This window comes from Lacrimispora sinapis, from assembly GCF_043633585.1.
Classification (GTDB): Bacteria; Bacillota; Clostridia; order Lachnospirales; family Lachnospiraceae; genus Lacrimispora; species Lacrimispora sinapis.
The window spans coordinates 2,661,327-2,683,741 of sequence record NZ_CP141832.1; the positions used below are offsets into that span (position 1 = coordinate 2,661,327).

The 22,415-nt window shown below is 43.3% G+C and carries 20 protein-coding genes and 1 riboswitch; of the genes, 2 read left to right on the top strand and 18 right to left on the bottom strand.

Annotated features, from left to right (window positions below):
- Positions 1 to 10: 10 nt before the first annotated feature.
- The 14 genes from VIG27_RS12500 to VIG27_RS12565 form a co-directional block, all read right to left on the bottom strand.
- Positions 11 to 706: a hypothetical protein gene (locus VIG27_RS12500; RefSeq protein ID WP_394522847.1), complete on the bottom strand. Its 696-nt coding sequence runs from the start codon at positions 704 to 706 to the stop codon at positions 11 to 13.
- Positions 703 to 1,992: a hypothetical protein gene (locus VIG27_RS12505; RefSeq protein WP_394522848.1), complete on the bottom strand. Its 1,290-nt coding sequence runs from the start codon at positions 1,990 to 1,992 to the stop codon at positions 703 to 705. The genes VIG27_RS12500 and VIG27_RS12505 overlap by 4 nt, the downstream gene beginning before the upstream one ends.
- Positions 1,993 to 1,997: 5 nt before the next feature.
- Positions 1,998 to 4,472, bottom strand: coding sequence for a hypothetical protein (locus tag VIG27_RS12510; RefSeq protein ID WP_394522849.1), 2,475 nt, complete (start codon positions 4,470 to 4,472; stop codon positions 1,998 to 2,000).
- 17 nt (positions 4,473 to 4,489) lie between these two features.
- Positions 4,490 to 6,238, bottom strand: a complete 1,749-nt coding sequence (locus tag VIG27_RS12515; RefSeq protein ID WP_394522850.1) for a PP2C family protein-serine/threonine phosphatase — start codon at positions 6,236 to 6,238, stop codon at positions 4,490 to 4,492.
- Positions 6,225 to 7,085, bottom strand: a complete 861-nt coding sequence (locus tag VIG27_RS12520) for a PP2C family protein-serine/threonine phosphatase (protein WP_394522851.1) — start codon at positions 7,083 to 7,085, stop codon at positions 6,225 to 6,227. Before VIG27_RS12520 ends, VIG27_RS12515 begins: the two co-directional genes overlap by 14 nt.
- Positions 7,082 to 7,579, bottom strand: coding sequence for an FHA domain-containing protein (locus VIG27_RS12525; protein ID WP_394522852.1), 498 nt, complete (start codon positions 7,577 to 7,579; stop codon positions 7,082 to 7,084). The genes VIG27_RS12520 and VIG27_RS12525 overlap by 4 nt, the downstream gene beginning before the upstream one ends.
- Positions 7,580 to 7,602: 23 nt before the next feature.
- Positions 7,603 to 8,151, bottom strand: coding sequence for an FHA domain-containing protein (locus VIG27_RS12530; RefSeq protein ID WP_394522853.1), 549 nt, complete (start codon positions 8,149 to 8,151; stop codon positions 7,603 to 7,605).
- A 19-nt stretch (positions 8,152 to 8,170) separates the two neighbouring features.
- Entirely contained in the window at positions 8,171 to 8,605 is a 435-nt protein-coding gene (locus tag VIG27_RS12535; RefSeq protein WP_394522854.1) for a DnaJ domain-containing protein, read from the bottom strand.
- Between the two features lie 51 nt (positions 8,606 to 8,656).
- Positions 8,657 to 9,082 (bottom strand): membrane-associated protease 1, encoded by a 426-nt coding sequence (locus VIG27_RS12540; RefSeq protein ID WP_394522855.1) that lies wholly within the window; start codon positions 9,080 to 9,082, stop codon positions 8,657 to 8,659.
- A 33-nt stretch (positions 9,083 to 9,115) separates the two neighbouring features.
- A complete protein-coding gene (locus VIG27_RS12545; RefSeq protein ID WP_394522856.1) occupies positions 9,116 to 9,544 on the bottom strand; it encodes a membrane-associated protease 1 in 429 nt (142 codons plus the stop codon).
- A gap of 258 nt (positions 9,545 to 9,802) precedes the next feature.
- Positions 9,803 to 11,971, bottom strand: coding sequence for a transcriptional regulator (locus tag VIG27_RS12550; RefSeq protein ID WP_394522857.1), 2,169 nt, complete (start codon positions 11,969 to 11,971; stop codon positions 9,803 to 9,805).
- 106 nt (positions 11,972 to 12,077) lie between these two features.
- A complete protein-coding gene (locus VIG27_RS12555) occupies positions 12,078 to 14,096 on the bottom strand; it encodes a vWA domain-containing protein (RefSeq protein ID WP_394522858.1) in 2,019 nt (672 codons plus the stop codon).
- A gap of 215 nt (positions 14,097 to 14,311) precedes the next feature.
- Positions 14,312 to 15,619, bottom strand: coding sequence for an ATP-binding protein (locus VIG27_RS12560; protein WP_394522859.1), 1,308 nt, complete (start codon positions 15,617 to 15,619; stop codon positions 14,312 to 14,314).
- Entirely contained in the window at positions 15,616 to 16,338 is a 723-nt protein-coding gene (locus VIG27_RS12565; RefSeq protein WP_394522860.1) for a LytR/AlgR family response regulator transcription factor, read from the bottom strand. The genes VIG27_RS12560 and VIG27_RS12565 overlap by 4 nt, the downstream gene beginning before the upstream one ends.
- A 396-nt stretch (positions 16,339 to 16,734) precedes the next feature.
- Between VIG27_RS12565 and VIG27_RS12570 the strand changes: the two genes are divergently transcribed.
- Positions 16,735 to 17,442, top strand: coding sequence for a hypothetical protein (locus tag VIG27_RS12570; protein ID WP_394522861.1), 708 nt, complete (start codon positions 16,735 to 16,737; stop codon positions 17,440 to 17,442).
- Between the two features lie 193 nt (positions 17,443 to 17,635).
- On the opposite strand, the gene VIG27_RS12575 is transcribed toward VIG27_RS12570, so the two are convergent.
- Together VIG27_RS12575 and VIG27_RS12580 are read right to left on the bottom strand one after the other, a co-directional pair.
- Positions 17,636 to 17,962: a DUF4280 domain-containing protein gene (locus VIG27_RS12575; protein WP_394522862.1), complete on the bottom strand. Its 327-nt coding sequence runs from the start codon at positions 17,960 to 17,962 to the stop codon at positions 17,636 to 17,638.
- A 240-nt stretch (positions 17,963 to 18,202) separates the two neighbouring features.
- Positions 18,203 to 18,706 (bottom strand): flavin reductase family protein, encoded by a 504-nt coding sequence (locus VIG27_RS12580; RefSeq protein ID WP_394522863.1) that lies wholly within the window; start codon positions 18,704 to 18,706, stop codon positions 18,203 to 18,205.
- Positions 18,707 to 18,891: 185 nt separating this feature from the next.
- Between VIG27_RS12580 and VIG27_RS12585 the strand changes: the two genes are divergently transcribed.
- Positions 18,892 to 19,356: a TspO/MBR family protein gene (locus VIG27_RS12585; RefSeq protein WP_394522864.1), complete on the top strand. Its 465-nt coding sequence runs from the start codon at positions 18,892 to 18,894 to the stop codon at positions 19,354 to 19,356.
- A 136-nt stretch (positions 19,357 to 19,492) separates the two neighbouring features.
- Here VIG27_RS12585 and VIG27_RS12590 read toward each other — a convergent pair whose 3' ends face one another.
- Positions 19,493 to 20,887: an NCS2 family permease gene (locus VIG27_RS12590; RefSeq protein ID WP_394522865.1), complete on the bottom strand. Its 1,395-nt coding sequence runs from the start codon at positions 20,885 to 20,887 to the stop codon at positions 19,493 to 19,495.
- A 32-nt stretch (positions 20,888 to 20,919) separates the two neighbouring features.
- Entirely contained in the window at positions 20,920 to 22,200 is a 1,281-nt protein-coding gene (locus VIG27_RS12595) for an amidohydrolase family protein (protein ID WP_394522866.1), read from the bottom strand.
- 116 nt (positions 22,201 to 22,316) lie between these two features.
- A riboswitch (purine riboswitch) is annotated at positions 22,317 to 22,412 on the bottom strand.
- Between the last annotated feature and the right edge of the window lie 3 nt (positions 22,413 to 22,415).

Here is a 22,415-nt window from a genome sequence, read left to right on the forward strand (position 1 = left end):
TCTCCTTCCATCAGCATAAGATTATTTCATCCATGGACATGGTTTCTTCAATACCCATAATTCCAAAATGATACTCATAATATATTTCCACATGGTAAGGCAGCTCCACAAACATCTTGATCAGAAAATTCATTTTATCCACCAGGCTCTTGTCCTTTTTCCGTCCGATATAGACCAGGATTTCGTAGGAGTTCTGACAGCTATGATATACAATGTTATTGGGAATCAAAGCCTCCATCATGTCCTTAAACATATCCAGAGAACTTCCTGTTTCATATTGCTTTAACAAACCGCTTAAAATAAATTCCCTTTCATCCCGGTCAAATAAGGCCACAGCCTCTTTGGCATCCGCTCCAAAGGCATAATCCATTAGATCCTGATACAGAAGTTTTTTATGATATTCCTCTCTTGACATTCCGGAAAGGGCATCATTTTGAGCCAGCATATGGAAAATCAGATGAAAAAGATTTTCCCTGAGCTTTGGGAATTCCTTTAAATCCGGCCGGAAAAAGTCTTTAAAGATATTGTAAAAACGGTAATATGGATTTATTTCAACCACAGCCTCTTCTTCCATAATTTCCTGGTTTAAACATGGGGCGGACAGTTCCATGTAAGCGCTGAATTCACGAGGCATCTGATATCGGATGCTGTTTTCCGGCATTCCCTGTTTTCTCACCTGCAGCATGACTTCCCATAAATAATTCATACCAGCTTCCCTCCGCACTCATATTCCGGATATAATTCCTGTACTTCAGAAGTTACAAAGCTTGCCAAATCCCTTAAAAGCCACCGGTCCTTCCCCTTTGGTTTAAAATAGATCAAAAGCCGCTTTTTCCCTTTCCGGTCCCGGATTTCATCTTCCATGAAAAAGTTCATGGGGTAGGTCTCCAGTAATTCCTGGCTTTCTTCTTCCAAAACGCAGTCCTGATACTCTATATAATTTTCCAGTCCAAATCCCCGGATAAACCGCTCCAGTTCCCCTTTTGTTTTCACCATCTGTCCGGTTTTTCCCTGAAAGCGTTCTGCAAATCCGTCTTTTCTCAAATTCTCCATAACCGGATAGGTGTACCGGTCGATCTTATGGTCTGAACCGCTTCGGATCATGTAAACATCCCATTTTTTTGCATTGGCTATCTTGCCGGTCACCAAAAGCTTTTCACCGCTTTGACGCACGCTTCGGATACCTGCCTTCTCTTCCACCAAATAGGCATGTCCGGTTCCGTAATCCCTTATGGAAATCACATGTTCATAGTTTTCATGGTCACTGCAGGCCACCGGAAATCCTACGCTTTCCAGCTTTAGGTGCCAGACGTTCCATATGGGGATCAGATCATAGTGGATAAACTGATTGTACTCGCCAAAATCTCCTCCAAAATTTGTTACCGCTTCCTTATCCTCTGCTTCTTCCGGTAAACTGGTGATACAGATATCCACCATTTTAAATAAATAAGGAGCATTAATGGTCTTCCAGGGAATTCCGTTTTTCATAAAAAGGTGGTAAAGGTGCTCCATTTGTTCCAGGTAACGTTTGCTTGGTTCCAAACGGATCTCAACGGAATATTCTTTTCCGGCCTTTATAATTCCGGTAAAGCCCTCCTGGTTTTTCAAGATTTCTCTCACTTCCAGGGCATCGCACTGAAGAAAAACAGTTGCCACACGGAACTTGCCTTCTTCCTTTAGCTTTCTGCGTACATCGGAAACCTCATAGACCGGACTTTCCATATCTTCCTCGCACATGGGAGACATGAGGTGATGGGACTTATCCATATAGGACCGTTCCACTAATCCTGTACGGATGAGGTACCGGTTGATGTCATATACCAGATCATTCATGACCCGTTCCTCTAACATCTGGTACATTTTGACGTTAGTTTCATATAACTCCAGAAATACCCCCTCCATCAGATTTTTAAATACGATCCGCTCCTCCAAATCGCTGATGGACTGGATCTCTTCCCGGATCATTGCTTTCATCTCTTCGATCTGATCCATATTTCTTACTTCCTCCCATCAAAAAAGTTCTCTTCCCAGGTATCATCCTCGAAATCAAAAAATGTCTCATTCCCCTTATAAAGCACCTCGTTTTCCCGAAGGATTGGAAGCACGAGAAAGCCCCAGCGTTTTCTGGATACCCAGACAAAAAATTTCATTTCTCCTTCTAAAATCGTATCCGTTTCCTCCTGAATCACGCTTCCTGCATAATCCCGGTCGATTTCTTCCTGGGTGGTTCGGGTAAAGGATTCCGTATCGTATTCAAAGTAATAGGTTTTCAGCCGTTTTCCTTTTTCGTCGCTCAAATAAAGATCCAGCTGTTTTCCCACCATGAACCGGGAAATACAGCCGATATGGTCTTCCTCATCCAAACTTCGGATCAGGACCTTTTCCTGGTTTTCATGGGTATAAGCCATGATCTCATAGGGAAGGGTCCGTACCTGGTAATCCTGATTCACCTTCATGTAGCCGCGCTTACAGTTCATAAAGTACGCCAGCGCCCCTTCCAGGCAGCACATTTTAAGCTCCGCTTCATCGGCTTCCCGTTTTGCGCTCTGAATCAGCTTACCTGGAACGTATTGCTTTAAGGCTTCCGTAAACAGACCGGATTTGCAGGACTGGCCGGTCAGCTTAAGCATTTCATATTCCTGAAGCTCCCCCTGTTCAAATTTCTGGTCTAAAAAACGCTCCATCACATGGTAAATATCCGGTCTTAAAGCAGACTCGATTTCATTTAAATAAAATGGAAACCGGATCTCCTGTTGGATGTGGGTCAGACCGTCTTTGCAGCGTACCGAAAGCTTCCATTTATCCAAAAACATTTCATCCGGCTTTCCATCCTTTTCCGTATTGATGAAAAGTTCATACTGGTATCTTGTTTGGAAAAAGGATTTTTTCACTTTTTCTGCAAGCTGAAACAGATAATAATAATTATTTTTTACCTTAAAATACTGATCCCTGCTTCGTTCCTCATACTCCCTAAAACGGGTGGGAAGAAAATTTTCTGCTTTGCGGTACTGTTCAGAAAGACAATCCGCGGTATCTCTTTCTGACAGTTCTATAACATCCTCTTTCTCCAGATAGCCAAGTGCTTTGGCAATCTTGACTTTCAGCATCTGCAGAATGCGGAAGGTCAAGTTATTGCCTCCGAAATTCGTATCACCGTTTTCGTACCGGGTCTCCAAATCAATGGTGTAGGATACTCTGCTGTTATCAATAAGAAACCGTCCCGATGTAAGGTCCGTGGTGCCACCGCCGCAGTCGATGATCAGAGCCTGATACCATCGCCCTTTTTCATACAGATTCTGCCGGATCATCCCGTAAATGCTGTTGAAAAGCACTGCCATTCCCTCATCAAGCTCACAGCTTACGTTATATTCGGGAAGAAGACTTTTAAACAGCTCTTGAAATTTCTCTTTCTGACGGATGGGTGCCAAAAACTGAATGTTTTTAAACTGACATTTAAACTGCTGTTTTGCAAGTTCTATTAAGTACTCCAAAAATCCCCGCAGCATATCCCGCCTGGAAATCTGATACTTAAACCCACTCTTTAAAATGACTCCTTCCAACCGGTCCGGATCACTGATCCACCTCTTAATATCAAAAAACACGGGAACATCCTCGTCCTGATAGTTCTGTTCTTCCAGTGCCAGTGCTTCATATCCAAATAAAAATCCGTGCCTGCCCTCGCCTCTTTCCTCCACGCCGATCACACTGGGAATGATTGGCCCGTTTCCCGCTCTGGCAATTTTAGTGGTTCCGTCGGAAAGGCAGATGCCCATGGTGGTATTGGAGCTTCCAAAGTCAATGACTAATGGAAGATCTGTTTCTGTCACCTGTCGGACTTCAATATTTAAAAGGGGAATGCGGAGGGCTTCCATGTGACCCGGAATATTTTTTGCATTTCCATAATAGCAGTCATATAAAAACTCCGAATCCCGTTCATTTGGAAAATAAAGAATGGAATACTGGTGCTTTAAAAGAGGTTTTACAGGCATACCTGGTCCCTGGAATAAATTCCATGTATTTTGTATTTCTTTTATATAAAAGCAGGTATAGATCTGAAAATTCTCATCAATGAGAAGAAGATTCCCCTCATATAGAGCAATCTTTGATTCCACCTGATACTGATCCAGCTCATTGAGCCCGGTTCCCTCATAAAGGACAATGGTGCCGGGAAAGATCACATCCTGGCCGGAGCTGATGTCTATCTCATTCCGGTCAAAATATTCCTGAAGACGCTCTATCCCACCTTCGCTGGCCTCAGCAATATGCCGATAATCCTTCTGCCCCCGAAACCGCATGATCAGACGTGTAAGACCCTCCCGGTCCATGGTATTCCCTGAGGGTATTACCAGCTTTTCTTTCCGGCATATTTCCCGAAGCTGAAATGTCGTCATTTTTTCCAGTTTGCTCCTTTTATAGGTGCCCTTTTCCGGCTCTGTTTTTCCCGGGTGTAAGGTATAGGTATATCGGCTCATGTGCATTCCTCACTTTGCTATTTATCGGACTTTTTCCTGCTCATTCCAGGGCCATCTTCCCCAGTATTTTCTGACTCGGCAGTCTCCTTCTTCGCTTCCTTGATTGCGGTTTTTGCCGCTTTGATCTTTCCATTGATTCCATCTGCCAGCTCTGTCATTTCCAGACGGACATAAATGGCCTGGGCTGTCTGGTAATAGGTAACCGCACTTTCGTATTTTCCTTCTGCCAAAAGCTCGTTGGCCTTATTTTCCAGCTCAATGGCATTTTTCTGATCGTTTAATTTCTGTTTATTTTCCAGCTCCAGCTGTTCTTCTTCCTCTTTTTTGGCTTTCTCTTCCTCTGCCTGTTGGGATTCCTCTTCTACTTGTTTTGCTGCCTCGGATTCTTGTTTTGCTGCCGCAGCGGCCGCGGCTGTTTTCTGGTCATCCTTTTCCATCTTTTCTTCCAGCGCTGCCTGCTTTTTCAAGGCTTCGTCCTTTCCTTCGGAAAAATAAAGAGCAGCCGCTTTATCTCTGGCCTTACGGTAGGAATCTATGGCCCCTCTTAAATCTCCATACTCTTCCTTTTTCTGGCCAATTTCCATCAAGTCAAACACATCAATATAATCCAGGGTCTGTTTCAGCTGTGCATCTATGTACTTTTTCCCAACATTTCCGGCCTCTTTTGATAAGTCTCTGGCTTTTAGGTAAAGGCTCTGGGCTTTTTTATAATCACCGGCTGTCATAGCCTCATCGGAAAGAAGGATCTGTTCCGCCAGCTTTTTATATTGATCCGCCTCTTTGGATATTTTTTTCTTTTTTAAACTGTCTGCAAGTTTCTTTGCTTCTCCGTAATCCTCCGACGCTTTTAAATAATTGTCATACTTTAGGTATTCTTCCCCGCTGGCCAAATGCCGTTCCAGACTGTCTTCTTTGTTCTTTACGCTTTTGTGCTTTAAATACAGTCCAAGGCTGATGCCGCCCGCCAAAAGAAGAATGGGGAGAGCAATGAGCAGAACCTTTTTTAATGTAATTTTCTTTTTGGGAGACTGGTAAACCTTATCCACAAAGGTGACTGCAAGGCTATAATTATCTACCTCCTCCGTCTCCTGTTTCCCAAGAATAATATCTTCCGCTTTTTCCAGAATCTCCTGGGGTTCTTTGGCATCTTTGGAAATCTCCAAAAATTCTTCTTCGCTTAAATTTTCCCAGGCGCCTCTGGTAAATAGTGCAAAGCTGTCTCCGTTTTCTAACGGAACCTTTTTTGACACAAGTATTTCCGGCTGCCCCCGGTCTCCAAGAAAAGAATAAAGATTGTTGCGTTCTTCGTGGGCCGCTGCCTGATCCAAAGTAATTTTTTCTTCCTGAAGCAGATTCTGGGTCAGGGACTGGTCCTTTGTTTTAATCAGAACCCTTGCATTTCTGATCAAATAAAACCGGCTGTTTCCAACGTAGCAGTAACAAAGCTTTTTATAATCTGTGACCACCATGGTGACGGAAGCCTTCAAATGCATTCCGCCCCGCTGTTTTAACAGCTCCTTATGGGCCTGATTCATAAAATGCTTCAGTTTTTTTGCGTTCATGGTGGGTCCTTCCACAAAACTGCGGATCAGGCTTTCCACCACAAATCTGGCACTGTTCGTCTCCAGTTCCCCGTCAAGACTGTCTGCCAATATATAACAGGCATAATCATCCATTTCCACAAAGCCGAAATAATCCCGGTTGGTCAGTTTCTGCCCTTCTTCGGAAATATATTGTGTCCGAAACTCAGAATTAATTCTTCTCATTAAGTACCTCCGCCCTCAGAAGCAGAACGCTCCCATTTTCTTTCTCCAGGCCTTTTTTTCTTTCCGCCTCCATCACAATGGTGTCAGCTTTTTCCTTTAACGTAAAATCCTTTAGAAGAATGTCCTCAATGTCCGCCCAGGATAGAACCTCATAAATTCCCTTTGTAAGAAGCAGGATCAAATCCCCTGGCTTTAAGACAATGGGCTGTTTGGCTATTTCGATCTCATGAAAGCCATCTAATCCCAGATAGTTCCATACCCGTTTTTCTTCCATCGTCCAAACAGCTTCCGATCTGGTAAGAATTCCTTCATGAAACGCATTTTGTGCAAGTACATCAAGAGTCTGGCCTTTGCTTATGGGAATCAGTTCCTGGTTTCTCACCAGGGCCACCCTAATATCTCCCGCCAGACCATAATGGAAGGTTCGGCCGTTTAAAAAGACAGCAGCCAGGCAGGCACCGCCTTTTCTTTCCCCTATGGTCTTTTGGATTCTGGAATTTGCCTCATAAAAAGAGGTTTTAAAAAAATACTCCGGATTATGAAGCACCTGGTATGGAAGATAGGCGTCAAGAAGAGTATCCACCGCAATCTGTGCACAGATTTTACCGGTATTTGCCTTTCCAATCCCATCTGATAATACGGCCAGTGTACCGGCAGAACTTTTCATGGTTCCGGCAACATCTGCCTGTATTTCCTGATCTCCGGTCGTCTGGCAGATGGCTTCTCCTCCGGCGGATTGTCTCATCATTTTTTCTTTTGCTTTTTTATCACCTGCAAAAAGCAGAATTCTTCCCAGGACGGAAACGGATAAAATCACGCCCAGACCACTCATTATCGTCATTGTCATTTCTGATCATTCCATTCAAAATTTTCTCCGCACAAGGGCACAAATAAAAATCGGCTTTTCCCCAGTTCAATCACATCATAGGGCTTTAATTCCGTTGGCACGTATACAGCTTCTTCGTTCAAATAAGCAAGACCAGCCGCATCTCCCGGTAAGATAACGGTATTGCGCTTTTTCTGATCATAGACAATGATGGTGTGGTTTTTCCGGTTGATCTCATTGTCTCCTAATATCTGTATATCCATATCGTCTCCCCTGCCCACAAAGTTCTTACCGCTGTGGATTTTATAGTCCATCCCCACTCTTGCACCGGATATGCATACCAGCCAGCCGCAGACCGGAAGAACCTCTTCCTGTAAAAGTTCCATGGCAGGCTCAAATCCTGCAGGCTTTTTATCCTCTGTTTCTTCTTTCAGCTTCATCTGGCAGTAAGGACAGGTATTCCCGTAACGCCTTGCGTTAAAAACATGTCCATTGGGGCATCTCACTAAGCTCATGTTTCAATCTCCAATCTTTGTTCTTATGTAAGTAAGAGGCGGGTGCTTGCAAGGTATATCACATCTCCCGCCGAAACTCTGCATGGCCGGTTGGTCACCTGATAACAGCCGCCATCCTCCACCTTTTTGACCTTTACACCATTTTGGGAGCCTAAATCCTCCAGATACCAGGAATCCAGGCAGAAGTTAAGAACCGCATGCTGGTCATTGATAAATGTACTGTATTCACATTCCGTCAAATCCACATCAACCTCTTCCTCATCATTCTTTTTTCCAAGAATCAGTGCTGTTTTTCCGGCCAGATCCCAGGACTTTAATGGTTTATCATGTTCATCTAACAGCACCAGCTGACCGGCTTTTGCCTCACCATAGTTTTCGGAAGTTTGATATTTTTTGTGATCCTTTTTTCTCAGCTGGATCAGTAAGTCCAACGCAGAAAAAAAGACGAATAAATAAGCAAGAACCCGTATCCATATATGGGTGTCCAGAAAAAGAAGGATAAAACTGATACCCACCGCACTGATTAAAATTGCACTGTCAAAACCTATTTTTAATTTTCTATTGCGTTCCATAACCAATTCAGCTCCTTCCTTATTTTTTCGTTCCGAAAAAAGCGGCAAACAGATCCTCCGGGTTTACAGGACCAGACTGCTTTTTATCTCCGTTTCCTGATCCCCGGTAGGTCTCCATTCCTTTTCCCGGCTGAAACCCAAAAAAGTGTTCAAACTGGCTCATATCAGGAGCAGGCTTTGACGGTTCTCTTCCATAAGATGCAGGATCACCTTTTTTCCCCGCCTCTCTGCTTCTCTCCCGATCCCCGGTACGGGCAGCATCATATTGTTTTCTCTTTTCTTCATCCCCAAGAACCCCATAGGCTTCCTGGATCTCATACATCTTCTTATTTCCTTTTGAATCATCCTTTATCACGTCAGGGTGATACTGTTTGGCCAGCCTGCGATAGGCTGCCTTAATATCCTTTTCCGTTGCATCGGAAGACACTTGAAGAATCTGGTAATAATCGAGCATTTTTCATTTCCTTTACAGAAAAGGGCTGCCATTTTGGCAGCCCCTGCATGTTTACACGCTGTATCCGCCTTCCACAGCGATCTGCGCCATCTTGTCTTTCTTCTGCTTGATGATCAGCCGGAATGTTCCAACTCCTTCTGTATCACCATAATTTTCTTTATAATCCACAACGAATGCATTGGGATATGTATATTTACGTACCACCTGAGAAGCTGCAATGACTTCGATGGTCACTTTCCGGTAGCAATCGGATTTCTCAGCAGGAACCAGAGACCAGAGGCCCAGCTGTCTGGTGGAGTCAAAAGGATCTCCATCCACTGCGGTTAAAATCTTTCCTGTGATTTCCACTGTGCTTCCTAAATCAGTGGAACGAGCGTTGGAATCGTGAGGAATATCAGTTTGAAACTTAACTCCTATAATGCTGATGGTTCCCAGGTCGATGGTAGACGGCCCTTCTACTTTTAATGTGAATCCCATAATTTATCCCTTCCTTTCTCTATATGTTTTCGATTATTCGCCGCTGAATCCGCCTTCAAATTTTAAGGTACTCATCTTGTCTTTCTTCTGCTTGATGAGAAGCTTAAATACGCCTGTTCCTGTTTCATCTGTAAAATCTTCGGTGTAGTCAACCACAAAAGCATTTGGTATTGTAATTTGTCTTACCACCTGTGAAGCGTTTACAACATCAATCTGGACATTGCGGTAGCAGTCAGAATTTTCAGCAGGAACCAAAGACCATCTGGCCAGCTTGCTTGTGTCATCTGCGGCTTCCCCGCCTACCGATGCCAGTATTTTTCCTTCAACCAGAACGGTTGAACCAAGATCGGTTGATCTGGCGTTGGAATCATGAGGAATATCTGCCCCAAATACCACTTTGATGATGCTTGTCTCACGCAAATCAACGGATTCGCTACCTGTGATTTTCATTCTAAGTCCCATATTTCATCCTCCATTCTTAATATATGTTTTCTTGTAATCTATAAGCTGACAGTGCAGCTCGCAGATACCCTAATCATAAAATCCCTTCCTCATCCGGTTAATTCCAGCATGTGGATTGATAAAGAAGAAACGGGAAAAGCAGATATGTCTTCGTTTATCTGCTTTTCATTTATCGAATAAAATCTCAAAACTCATTCTTACCAGGAGCAAACGCTCCACCACCCTGATGCACATTATATCCTGGGGGCATCACCCATTTTATGCTGTCTGTCCTTTTCTGGTCAGCTCAACTTTTAAGTTTCTTGTTGTATTGCTAAAGGTCAGAAGAACATTGCAGATCCCGTTCTTCTCATCAATGTTAAAGTCTAATTCATCGCCGTCCTGCAACAGGGAATTGACGTACTGGCGGTTTGCATCCCATTTGCTCTTCTGGCTGTTGGGGTTGTTGCTGAAGAATTTAAGGATCTTGTCCTGTTTGAAATCTCCGCTGTAAAAACGCAGCATACGCTCGATATAAGTTACCACAAGGGTCTTATAAATCGGCTCAAACTCGGTCCCGTTGCTCAGTAAGTTTCTGGCCTTGTAAACCATGATGTTCTTGATCTCACGTCCTTTATACTGTGCATTATCAGAGGTGAAAACAAAACCAAAGCCAGTGTTGTTAATGGAATTTTTAATGGCATTGGTAAACCCGGAAATTTCCTTTGTCATGCTGGTCGTCACCAAAAGCGCATTATCATCTGCTTCTATGTCATAGCGCACACCTGGATATTCCATGGTGGTATTGCTAAATCTCTGTTTTAAATATTCCGGACACTGCCATGCAGCCGCAATTCCTGCGGCACCGTAAGAAGCACCAACATAAACGCCTTCGATCCACATCTTCATCACGTCTTCTTTTTCCTCAGACAGCGCTACGTTTCCATCATCATCAATGACCATGCGCTTATCCAGAATCAATCCCGATTTATCTTTTGGAATGATGGTCACATTAGGAATGCATGGAACTACAAACTCACTGTATTCCTTTTTCATCAGAGGTGCACATTTATCCTTGAAAACACCGATTCCTTCTGTCGCCACATAGCTGAAGGTACTTTCTTCACCGGTGGAAAAACTGAAGAAGGTGGTGATCTTGTAAGGATAGATGGCATTCATTAACGTTGCCAGGCTTTCCATGGTATTGGTTCCCGGTTTCTTCTCTTTCTGATTTCCTGCAAAACGCATTCTCTGAAGCTTCCCACCTCCGGACTGATTGAATTCCACATCCGGCACAATGCCAAACCACAGGGTATTTTCAAACTCATTTTTATCGTTGGTTGTATTTAAGTAGGTAAGAAGTCTGGGCAGATTGCTTGATTTTACCATCATCTCTAACGGAGTATTGGTAATAAGAAGCTTTGGCTGCATCCCTTTTTCTTTTACCTGATACTGGTCAAAGAATGATTTTACACCCAGGATTTTTTCAATCAGAGGCTTAACCGCTTTTACAAAATCATCCTTGCTTTTCTTATAAAACTCCAGATATGTATTGTAATTATTCACTTCCACTTCCCGGTCCACACTGCTTTCTACCGTGGAGGTAAGGGGACAGAACGTTCTTACTACCAACTCCCTCACATAATCAGAAGTATTTTCGTTGAGCGCATCATAGTCATCCCGGAATGTCTGGACCAGACTGGTGTTGATATGGTCATCCACAACTGCAAGCTGAGTTCCTTCTTCCTGCTTCATCTCCAGGATCTTTAATTCTCCGTCATCCCCCATGCTTAAAAGGCCCGCTTTGAATTCCTGACCCCCTTGTGCGGATTCTCCGCTTCCTAACAGCAGACGGGTCTTAATATCTTCAATGGCAAGGGGAAGCATTGCCAATACATTGTTGTAATTATGGCTGGCCTGTTCAAACTGATAGTTCAGCTTATCCCCGAAATCAAGACGCTTTGGGTCCTCTTCATCAAGTTCCATATATTTTCCATAGGTATACTGGATTTCCCGGCGCACCTGACGGATATCTTCCATGATTTTTTTTGGTGAAATCATGTCCAGAACATTGCTGAATTTAAAGTCCACATTAGCGACTCCAAGGGAACCCTTCGCCCCCTGTAAGGTGATCAGCATGTTTAATAAATCATTCATTTCATTGAGAGGTATTTCCGTAATGCAGTTATCCGGTATATTCTCCGGTTTTATAAGGCTGTACTGAATACTTCCAGTTTTCGCATCACACCAGGAATATACGACCGGTGCAAATTTCTCTAAAAATTCTTCAAAGCTTTCCACCAGAAGTACTTCATTAATCTCCTTGATTTTGTCGTCATCCAGGCTGGTTTTTCCTCTCACATCCCCGATCAGCGTTAAAAGATTCAGCTTTTCAGGATTAATTTCGGAAAACAGAATTGTCCGGTTTGTTTGTGTAATCGTTTCCATCGGCGCTCTCCCTCTTTCTTACTTCTTACTTTTTATTTATTCACCCTTATCACCTTAAATGGATAAGATGTGTAAACAACAACATGCTTGAAACAGCTATCATATCCTACAAAAGCATGGAGATATAGTGGATCTCCAGCTCATAAATGCCATCTGGTGAGGTAATGGAGATGATATCTCCAAAGCTGACGCTGTACTGGATCTTTTTGCATACTATAGAACTTCCCAGCATGATGGAAGCATCGGAAGAATGGTACAATATCATTCGCCTGTCTTCATCTGCAATGAGGAAAATCTGGTCAAGTCCCAAAGCCTTGGAGGCTTCCGGATAATCTTTCATTAAATCGCCAAAACTGACCCGGTTATCCTTGATTTTATACATAGGAAACGTAAGCGGCGGAATCTCTTCTTCGTCTTCCGGCTGATCAATAAAGTAAGCATCCATCTTTCCCTGAAAACGGTTTTGTGCTTTTTTTTCTGTTATGACCTCAAGCTCAGGTTTTGGTTTGTGGAAGATCCGCCAGATAACGGCTCCTGCAGCAAGAGCTGCCAGAGCGAAAGCCCACCAATATGCTTTCCATAAAGGAATGATAGAAATATTATAGCTGTAGGATATGGCTGATTCCCCATCAGAAACTTTGATAACCAGGGGCTGTCTGCCTGCTTTCAACGCTTTGACCGAAAGCACACCGTTGTCCAGACTGACTTTTGCTGCTTCTGTTTCATTCTTTTCTAAGGAGTAGGTGAGCCCATCCCCATCGGTGTCTTTAAAGAATTCATTAAGCGTAAGCTTCTTTTCCTTGCTCAATGGATTCAATCCTAACTGCTCCGGCAGTTCTCCTGCAGGAGGTGTATTTACTACCTGCAGCCGCACGGTATGAAATACACAGGATTCCATTACATCATCCAGACGGCTGTCGATGTAGTATGTACCTGACTGAGTCAAATTCACTTTTCCGGTTATCACACCGCCTTCAATAGCTGTATCCAAAACGGTACGTCCATTGGCAGACTGTCCGTCCGCATAAAGTTCTACTTTAGGAGTGAAATTCTTATAAAATGCTTCATCGGTTATGACCGTACCATTCTTATCCTTAAAGTAGATCCGGTAAGGCAGGGGTTTATTCCTTCCTGTTGCCGTCTCTATCTCAAGAACCGGGGTTAAATCCCGATAGCTGATCAAATAAATCTTTAAGCCCTGGTCCTTTACGGTATTGGTCTGTATCGTCAATTCCCCGATGTCTTCCTTGACATCAGATAACTTTGCTACCGAATAATGGACCAGATTCACCGGCTTTATCTGCTGATCTCCATAGACAACGGTGGTATCTCCGATCTGCTGGGGAGAAATCATTAATACGTCCATCTCATCCAGATAAGCATCATCCAGTTTCACCCGAATGCTCTGGCTTCCTGCCCCGTAAATGCCATTGGTGATTTCCTGAATCCGGTAAGCCATGTTGGAATTAAAGATTCCATAAAGGACTTCAATCAACGTTTCCGGCTTCTCAACCGTATAGCTTTCCGCATTGGTCTGTTTTGCAATCTCTTTTAAAATTTCTTTGTTTCCATCGTATTTTCCAAAGGCAACCGTATAAATGGGAATCCCCTGGGACTGACAGGCAGCCACAGTGTTCTTTAAATCGGAATTGGAATTATCCTTGGTTCTTCCGGTTGTAGAGCCGTTTAAATCCGTCTCTCCGTCGGAGATCAGGACAATCATGCGTTTTCGTCCGCTGTCCTGCCCGGACAATCCATAAGCATAGCTCAATCCCAGCCCTATGTCCGTATTACCGGAATAACCGGCAGAATCAATCTGTCCTTTTAAGGAATCCCGTTCCTCCTGGGTTTTCACAGAAACCGGTGCGGCGGATGATACGATGCGGTCGTTGTATGCGACAAATCCGATTTTGATATCCGCACTGTGGACCGTGTCCACAAATGCCTTTACCATCCCGGTAGCCGTATGGTCTCTGTCATTGGCGGTCATGGAACCGCTGTAATCCATGACAAACGTCACATCAAGACCGTTCTGCTCACTGGCTATTTCCTCTGCCAGCGCACGGTGGGAGGAAATAAAAACAAAACAAAATAGTACAAATACAATCCTTTTTAATCTCTTCATAGATCTTACTCACCTTTGTTTCTGTTTTTTACTTACTCCAATATACACCAAAAAATGACAAAAAAACCATTCATGTAAGAAATAACGGGTTAGATGTATGTTTTGGTAATTTTATGTTGTTTTTAAACGTTTTACCCATAAATTTAAAACCGTTTTGTTGAATTAAGACAAAAATTAAGATGCATGATGATTATCATCACACATCTCAATTAAATTTATATCCCCTCAGCTTCATATAAAATCGCCTTCAAGGTGAACACTCCATCTTTTCCTTCCGTGGCAAGAACCCCGTTATATTTGTCTGTTATTTTCCTCATAGAACCGATTCCAAGTCCATGGACCCCTTCTTTTTTTCTGGTGATTAATTTGCCATCCTTTGCTGTTTTTATATCTCCCGCATACCGGTTTTGGATACAGAAAATCAGACAGCCCCTCTCGTACTTGATCTCGACCCACATGGCCCGTTTTTCCTCTTCCACATATTCCAGGGCTTCCACCGCATTGTCAAAGGCATTTCCCATAAGAATGCATAAATCCGTATCCTTGATCCCCAATTCTTTAGGAATACTGATCCTGGTATCCAGACGGATGTTCTTTTTATGGGCTTCCCGGTACAGGTGGTTGACCAAAGAATCCACCACCAGATTCCCGGTCCATTCCTCCAGGTACTCTTTTTTCACCGTCTCTCCGATCATCTGATCCAATACCTCCATCAGTTTATCTTTTTCCTTCTGCTTTGCGAGTTCCTGGATATAGATCAGCTTTTGTTTTAAATCGTGACGCTTTGTATGAAGCTCCATGGTTTCCTTGTCTTCCAGTTGCTTTTGTTGTTGAAACAATTCCAATTGTTTCACATACATGCTCTCATTCCGCTTGATTCTGGCTTCCTCGACCCGCATCAGATAGGCAGGATAAACCAGCAAGTGAAGAACAATCATTCCTGCTGTTCCCAGTAAAAGCCAGCGTAAATTATCTACGTTTTGGGAAGCAGACTGTTCGGCTGCCATATAAAAGGCAAAATATACCGTCATGGCTGCTACAAACGGCATGATAAAAAAGACCCCCTGCACAGAAGCCTCATCCCCTGCTCCTTTCCGCTTCATATAGCTCCGAATTCCAAAAATCAGAACAAGCAGGGCAAACTTTGACAGCCACAAAGAAACCATCACCCAGTTTTGTCCTTCTCCTGCCCACAGCTTTGTTCCAATCGAAAAAAACATATCAAGAAGCAGCCAGAGAGCGGCTAAAAGGCCAGGAAAGGTCCACCGCTTCCACAGCGGAGAAGCATATCCTGTCATTCCGGTAAATCCTATGGTTACCAGCGTTCCAAACATAAAAAATGCAGGATTATACTTTATATCACTCATCGTGCCGTACAACTGCCATAAAAAGAAAAGCAGCCATTTTGCTGCCTTCCCTTTACCGCTTTTTGCGGTTAAAAATATATCCAGATATACCTTGGCAACCAGTACCCCAAAAAGGGAAAAACAGACGTTACCCGCAATCCATAATCCTTCCTTCATATGTGACACCACTCCATTGCCTCATATAAATTGACTTCCACTTCCTTTTTGCGGCTTCGGCTGACCGGCAGACAAACTCCATCCATTAATTCCACAATTTCCGCAGAAAACCTGGAAATCCGCAAGTAACTGACCAGATAAGACTTATGTATCCGCACAAACCGCAGCTTTTGTCCCCTTAATTCCTCTTCAATGGCTTCCAGATTCTTATAAAGTCTGTAACGTCCGCTGTCGCAGATGATCTCTGTCATCCGTCCCTTGCTTTCAAAATAAATTACTTCTTTCAGCTGCACCTTATAATCCGACCGGTCATAACGAAACCGGTAATACTGGTCTTGCGTTCCGATCATTTTTAATATGTGATTGAATGTATCGGTAAATTCATTCTTCCTGATGGGTTTTACAAGAAACCCAATGGGCGCAGCTAAAAACGCTTCCTTCATATAACTTTCATAAGATGTTACAAAAACCATCTGTACGGTACGATCCATTTCACGAATCTTCTTTGCTGCTGCTATACCGCTTAAATTGGGCATCTCAATATCCATGTAAATGATATCAAAACGCTTTCCTTTCATTACTGCTTTAACGATCTCATCCCCATCTGCATAGGCCTCAACCTCTAAATTCAATCCGGTTTCATCTCCCAATTCCTGCAGATATTTTTTCATTTCCAACAGCAGCAGACGGTCATCATCGCACACACCAATTTCCAACATGGCCTCACCCCCTACTATATGGATAATAGCATAAATTTTGTTACAATTTCCAATATTTTTAACTTTTTCAGCATATAATGAAATTCGACATATTTCAACCCAAGTGCTAAAATTATACACTTTGAGTGCCAAAATTTGCACACTTGCATACCGAATCACCGTTTTATCTTCGACATCAGAATGGGCGGTTGAAAAATCCCCTTAGATTCCGGCATATACACGCTTTATTTCTATGATATAATGGAAGCAATTCATGAAATGAAGCGCTGAACGTATGAAGGTGGTGGAATTTGACGGAGACTGGCAGATTGGAGAAATAGTTAGAAGTAATCGGAAACAGGACATGCTGTTGTCTTGTTTTCTGTGACAGGATTTTTATAAAAGGAGGACACATCAATGATACAGAAACAAATAAAAAGTTATGATGATTTTGTAGAAACCCTGTTGGAGACCGGCTTTTCTATGGGAGGAGGAAACAGCGAAGGAATTTATTCGGTCATCCCCTGGAACTGGAACCAGGAACCTCCTTATGATACACCGGTCCGCTGGCATACCGGGGACCCGGATACCGACCCGTGGGAATGGCGGATCAGGGTTTTGGAGGAGCGTAAGGACATTGCTTATGCCAAACTGTTCTTTAAAAAGAGCGGTTATATGACCAAAGACTGGATTCCATATTTTATGGCTGTCCGAAGAGGAAACCGGACGCTGGAAGAGGAATACGCAAACGGGGCCATCAGCCATCAGGCAAAACGGATTTACAAAACCGTTTTAGAACACGGAACGCTGCCTTTGCATTCCATTAAGGAACTTGCTGGTTTCAGCAAAGAAGACAAGTCTCAATTTGAACGGGGATTGGTGGAATTGCAGACAAAAATGTTTTTGACCATGTGCGGCAGGCAGCAGAAAATAAACCAAAAGGGGGAAGAATACGGCTGGTCATCCACCGTTTTTTGTACCATCGAAAGTTTTTGGGGGGAGGATGTGTTAGAAAAAGCTGACATGGTAGAAACAAAGGAGGCCATTGAAAAAATATCAGAGCGTATCCTTTTCTTAAACCCCCACGCAGAACCAAAGAAGATATTAAAATTTATCAAAGGTTAAAATTTTCAATTCGACGTTCGTTGACTGGGCAGAGAAATTATAGAATTTTGCATTTTGGCTCTCATTGACAGGATCTGTAGTATTCCGTTGCGGAGCATCATTTAAACGTTTCTGATGCTCCGGAATACTGTGTCCTGCGTTTTCACTAAGAACCGTAGATCTTTGGATCAATTAGAAGGAAATCCAGGGGGGCCTAGAACGGTTCGATCCGTATGACCCCTCCGCATAAACAGGATAAGACACTGTTACTATAAAGCACCGGTTCCCCATTGATTTTATGATCCATATCTTTGATCAGCCATGGAATCAAAACCACAGGAACACATGGCTGAGGGGGAGTCATCCGACTGCATGTACCAAAACAGGTGAAATTGATTCCAGGCTTGTAATCCATGACGGAAGCCTGATTTTTGTCCCCAATAACCGCACCATGACTGACCGGAACCTTTAAGCAGCACCCGCAGCTTCCCATGGAGCATTTTAATGTAACCCCTTCAACCACCTCAAACTTATCACTCATATGTAATACCTCTCTCAAAATAAATTATATCATTGAATAATCCCTTAAAATTGTGCAGGCTCCTTAGAAGCCTGCTTCTTTTATTGGAAAAAGCAGGCATTCCAGGAGCATCTGTTATCCAGAAGAAGTCCGCACCGGATTTTAATTTCAATATATACGATATTTTGAGAAAAAGGAGCATTATGTAAAAAATAACCGTTTGTAAGTAAAAACAGGCATGTTTTTTATCCCGTACAGCCCTTAATCAGCTTTTAATACTTTTACGATTTCCCCTACAAAGCACTGATGATAGTCTTTTTCCGGATAAAGTTTAAAATCCAGGGATTTATCTATAAACCCGGCAGGATCAACGCTCTGCTTATAAAGCTTTTTGCATATGAGCACAAGCTTTGCCTCTGAAAAATAGGGAGCATCTCCATCAAAGAACGGAGTAAGCCCGGATTCTTTCGCCTTATCCACTTCCCGGCCGGAATTGGCACCGCAGTAGGAAAGGGCCGAACGGTACTTCTCATCAAAAAAATTGAGTGCATAATAATCTTCCCGGTCCACAAATTCCAGGGTATACCTTTGAGGGCGAAGTACAATGGTGGATACATTTTTGCCCCACATCACTCCGATTCCTCCCCAGCTGGCGGTCATCATATTAAAACTGTTTTCATTTCCGGCAGAAATAAGCATCCAGTCCTTTCCTATTTGTGTAACAGGATTTACCGGCACATCTAAAAGATTTACTTCTCTTAACATTTCATTACCTCCATATCATGAAAATTCAATCCGTCTCTATCCTATTATAAGATGGGGACTGAAACAAAATTCCTCACTTCAAGATCAAATATTATTTATGGCAAGCTTACCGGATTCCCTTATCAAAGGGATATTTTTTTATTTGCCGAATATATAGTATTAATTACTGATACAGGAGACCGCCTATGTCTGCAAACAGAAAAAAGCTATTGGCCTATATCCTATTTCCTTTGATTGTCGGCGCGATTTCAGGGTTTCTTTCCAGAAACGGCATGAATATGTACAGCTCCTTAAACCGGCCGCCCTTATCCCCTCCTGGCTGGGTATTTCCATTGGTGTGGACTATTTTATACATACTTATGGGCATAAGTTCCTATCTGATCGCCTCCTCTCCTTCTCCCAAAAAGCGGGAAGCCCTGTTGCTGTACGCAGTTCAGCTGTTTCTTAATTTTATATGGAGTCCCATATTCTTTGGACTGAAGAATTATTTACTGGCATTTATCGTTCTTTTGCTTTTGTGGTATGCGATCTTTAAAATGATCCGTTCTTTTTTTCAGGTCGATTCCACAGCCGCACTGCTCCAAATTCCCTATCTCCTATGGGTCGCCTTTGCCGGATACTTAAACCTGGCAATCGTCTTTATAAATTAATGGGAAACAAAAGGGACCGGCGGAGACAACACTTTGAAAGAATAACGCCCTTTAAAGTGATGTCACCGCCGGTCCTTTTTATCATGCGGACTGGTTGTCCATAGCATCAGTCACCCGGCTGACCGGATGAAATCGGTTAAATTAGTATATATTTCAGTACGAATAAAATTGCCAGGATGTACATGAGAATACTGATTTTTTTCTCTTTGCTCTTTCCTGTTACCACATTGATGAACACATAGGAAATCACTCCCATGGAAATTCCTTCGGAAATGCTGTACATAAACGGCATGGCGATGATGGTGATGTAAGCCGGAATCGCCTCCGTAAAATCATTGAAATTGATCTTTACAATGGAGGTCAGCATGAGGAAACCTACCACTACTAAGGCCGGTGCCGTCGCAAAGGACGGAATCGCCAAAAAGATTGGAGATAAAAACAGGGACAGACCAAATAAAATAGCAGCAACGACTGCCGTAAGGCCGGTTCTTCCGCCCTCCGCTACACCTGCCGCACTTTCCACGAAAGCAACAATTGTGGAAGTTCCAAATACGGCACCTGCAGTTGTTGCAATGGCATCTGAAAGCAGGGAACCTTTGACGTTGGGAAGTTTTCCGTCTTTATCAAGCATGTCCGCTTTTGATGCAACTCCAATGAGGGTCCCCAGGGTATCAAATAAATCAACGAATAAGAATGCAAACATGACCACCAGAAAGTCCAGGGAAAACACTCTGGAGAAATCCATCTTCATAAAAGTAGGCGCCATGCTTTTAATTCCAAATCCAGAGCTTAAATCTGGAAATACGCTGTACATGCCAAGCGCCGGATTGGGCTGATACAGACCAGTCGCCTCACAGATCATTCCAAGAATCCAGGTGATTAATATCCCCCATAGCATATTGCCCTTTACATTCTTAACTACAAGTACGGCTGTAACAAGAATCCCAATAATTGACAGCAAAACCGTAATGCCCACCGTATGGAAAGTACCATCTGTCAAAGAACCTTTAAATGAATAAAAGGAAACAAGAGTGGAGCTGTCCACAACAATTTTTGCATTCTGCATACCGATAAAGGCAATAAACAAACCAATTCCAACAGAAACAGCATGTTTTAAGGTAATGGGAATGGCATTAAAAATCCCCTCCCGGATACTGGTAAGGGAAAGAACGATAAAGATGATACCTTCTAAAAATACAGCGGCCAAAGCCATCTGCCAGGTATAACCCATGTTCAATACTACCGTGTATGCAAAAAACGCATTCAGCCCCATGCCCGGAGCCAGTACAAACGGGTAATTTGCAAGACATGCAATCAGCAGAGTCCCGAATAAAGAAGCCAGTGCTGTGGCTGTAAATACAGCTCCGGCATCCATGCCTGTTGCACCTAAAACGCTGGGGTTTACCGCCAGAATATAAGCGGTTGTCATAAACGTTGTGATACCGGCTATAACCTCAGTCTTTACGGTTGTGCGGTTCTGTGATAAGTGGAATGTTTTGTCCAGAAAACTTCCCCTTTCTTTTGTTGCCATACTTCGTACCTCCTGACAGCCGGAACCTAATTCTAAAAGATCCGGCTTCCTTCTGTAAATTTTCCTATGATATGTCTGTCATCGGACAGATAAATAAAACGCTCCAGCCTTTCTTTTAAGGAAAGGGGCTGGGGATGAGGCAGACTGCTGTCATCCAGAATCAGAGCATCAAACTCATAGCCCTTTAAAAAGCTTCCAACCTTTCCAAAGAAAGCTCCCCCGCCTAAGGTTCCCATATAAAATGCTTCTTCCAAAGTCACCGGCTTCAAGCTTTCATCCAAAAGGCGCCACCTTAATTTTGATACAGAAATAGCATCCACCATGGCCCGGAAAATGGATTCCCCGCTGCCGCCTGCCACATCGGTTCCAAGTCCCAGATTCATCTTCTGATCGAGATACGTCCTAACCGGAGCAACTCCGGAAGATAGATTTGTATTGGACTGGGGACAATGGGCAATAAAAACTCCACGTTTCTTCATCAAAGCAATCTCCTCCTCCGATGAATAAACGCAGTGAGCCATTACCGTTTTCACCTTTCCGCCAAACAATCCGAACTGATCGTATGCATCTGCGTAAAACCGGGACGCCGGACATAATTCTTTGACCCACCCAATCTCACTCTGGTTCTCTGATAAGTGGGACTGGACAGGAAGCTGGTATTTTTTCTGCAGCCTGGAAAGCCGGTCCATCAGTTCATCCGTACAGGAGGGAATAAATCTGGGAGTCAGGATGGGACTGACATTTGCATATCCCTTCGTCACATGTTCCAACCATTCCTCCGTGTCCCGTACTGACTCTTCCGCACTGTTTTCACAGTAATAATCGGGAGAATTGCGGTCCATGTTCACCTTTCCCACCATGGTCTTTAACCCGGTTTCCTCCATCAGATCCATCAAAAGCTCTGTAGCCGGACGGTGTATGGTGGCAAAGATGCAGGCTCTTGTAGTCCCGCTCTTCTTCATCGTATCAGCAAAAATCTGATAGGCTTTTTTTGCGTAATCCAGCTCCTTATACTTGGCTTCCTCCGGAAATGTATTGGTGTTCAGCCAGTCCAAAAGCTCCAGATTCATGTTAAGCCCCCGGAACGCAAACTGGGGTGCATGGATATGAAGGTCGGTAAGACCTGGAATGATCATTTTATCTCCCCAGTCTGTCAGCGGAAGATTAAAAAACTGCTCCGGCAGTTCTTTCCATACCCCTTCCGACTTTCCTTCCAGACAAACCAGATATCCCTGTTCCACGGTCCGTAACAGATTCCTATCCTCACTGTAGCAGATGTTCCCTTTTAAGACAAAATTTTTATTACCAGTCATAGTACCTCCTGTCCAACATACCGTAAAATAAAACACGGCAGTTCAGATTGCAAACCACCGTTCTCTCTATCTCCTTTTATGCACGCACTACAAAACACAGCCCATAGGGCTGCGTCATAATCCATGCAAAAACTTATAGACAACTATTCCGGTAGCTGGTAGAAACACTCAACCAATTATGAGCTTATATAAGTTCCTTTATTCCTGATACTATA

What these genes read in the sequence shown, in the direction of transcription:
- VIG27_RS12590 (WP_394522865.1), bottom strand. Translation starts at nt 20,887, where the DNA reads ATGGCAACAAAAGAAAGGGGAAGTTTTCTGGACAAAACATTCCACTTA.
- VIG27_RS12575 (WP_394522862.1), bottom strand. Translation starts at nt 17,962, where the DNA reads ATGAGTGATAAGTTTGAGGTGGTTGAAGGGGTTACATTAAAATGCTCC.
- VIG27_RS12565 (WP_394522860.1), bottom strand. Translation starts at nt 16,338, where the DNA reads ATGTTGGAAATTGGTGTGTGCGATGATGACCGTCTGCTGCTGTTGGAA.
- VIG27_RS12505 (WP_394522848.1), bottom strand. Translation starts at nt 1,992, where the DNA reads ATGGATCAGATCGAAGAGATGAAAGCAATGATCCGGGAAGAGATCCAG.
- VIG27_RS12525 (WP_394522852.1), bottom strand. Translation starts at nt 7,579, where the DNA reads ATGAGCTTAGTGAGATGCCCCAATGGACATGTTTTTAACGCAAGGCGT.
- VIG27_RS12515 (WP_394522850.1), bottom strand. Translation starts at nt 6,238, where the DNA reads ATGAGAAGAATTAATTCTGAGTTTCGGACACAATATATTTCCGAAGAA.
- VIG27_RS12520 (WP_394522851.1), bottom strand. Translation starts at nt 7,085, where the DNA reads ATGACAATGACGATAATGAGTGGTCTGGGCGTGATTTTATCCGTTTCC.
- VIG27_RS12560 (WP_394522859.1), bottom strand. Translation starts at nt 15,619, where the DNA reads ATGAAGGAAGGATTATGGATTGCGGGTAACGTCTGTTTTTCCCTTTTT.
- VIG27_RS12580 (WP_394522863.1), bottom strand. Translation starts at nt 18,706, where the DNA reads ATGTTAAGAGAAGTAAATCTTTTAGATGTGCCGGTAAATCCTGTTACA.
- VIG27_RS12595 (WP_394522866.1), bottom strand. Translation starts at nt 22,200, where the DNA reads ATGACTGGTAATAAAAATTTTGTCTTAAAAGGGAACATCTGCTACAGT.
- VIG27_RS12500 (WP_394522847.1), bottom strand. Translation starts at nt 706, where the DNA reads ATGAATTATTTATGGGAAGTCATGCTGCAGGTGAGAAAACAGGGAATG.
- VIG27_RS12535 (WP_394522854.1), bottom strand. Translation starts at nt 8,605, where the DNA reads ATGCTCGATTATTACCAGATTCTTCAAGTGTCTTCCGATGCAACGGAA.
- VIG27_RS12510 (WP_394522849.1), bottom strand. Translation starts at nt 4,472, where the DNA reads ATGAGCCGATATACCTATACCTTACACCCGGGAAAAACAGAGCCGGAA.
- VIG27_RS12555 (WP_394522858.1), bottom strand. Translation starts at nt 14,096, where the DNA reads ATGAAGAGATTAAAAAGGATTGTATTTGTACTATTTTGTTTTGTTTTT.
- VIG27_RS12540 (WP_394522855.1), bottom strand. Translation starts at nt 9,082, where the DNA reads ATGGGATTCACATTAAAAGTAGAAGGGCCGTCTACCATCGACCTGGGA.
- VIG27_RS12530 (WP_394522853.1), bottom strand. Translation starts at nt 8,151, where the DNA reads ATGGAACGCAATAGAAAATTAAAAATAGGTTTTGACAGTGCAATTTTA.
- VIG27_RS12550 (WP_394522857.1), bottom strand. Translation starts at nt 11,971, where the DNA reads ATGGAAACGATTACACAAACAAACCGGACAATTCTGTTTTCCGAAATT.
- VIG27_RS12545 (WP_394522856.1), bottom strand. Translation starts at nt 9,544, where the DNA reads ATGGGACTTAGAATGAAAATCACAGGTAGCGAATCCGTTGATTTGCGT.
- VIG27_RS12570 (WP_394522861.1), top strand. Translation starts at nt 16,735, where the DNA reads ATGATACAGAAACAAATAAAAAGTTATGATGATTTTGTAGAAACCCTG.
- VIG27_RS12585 (WP_394522864.1), top strand. Translation starts at nt 18,892, where the DNA reads ATGTCTGCAAACAGAAAAAAGCTATTGGCCTATATCCTATTTCCTTTG.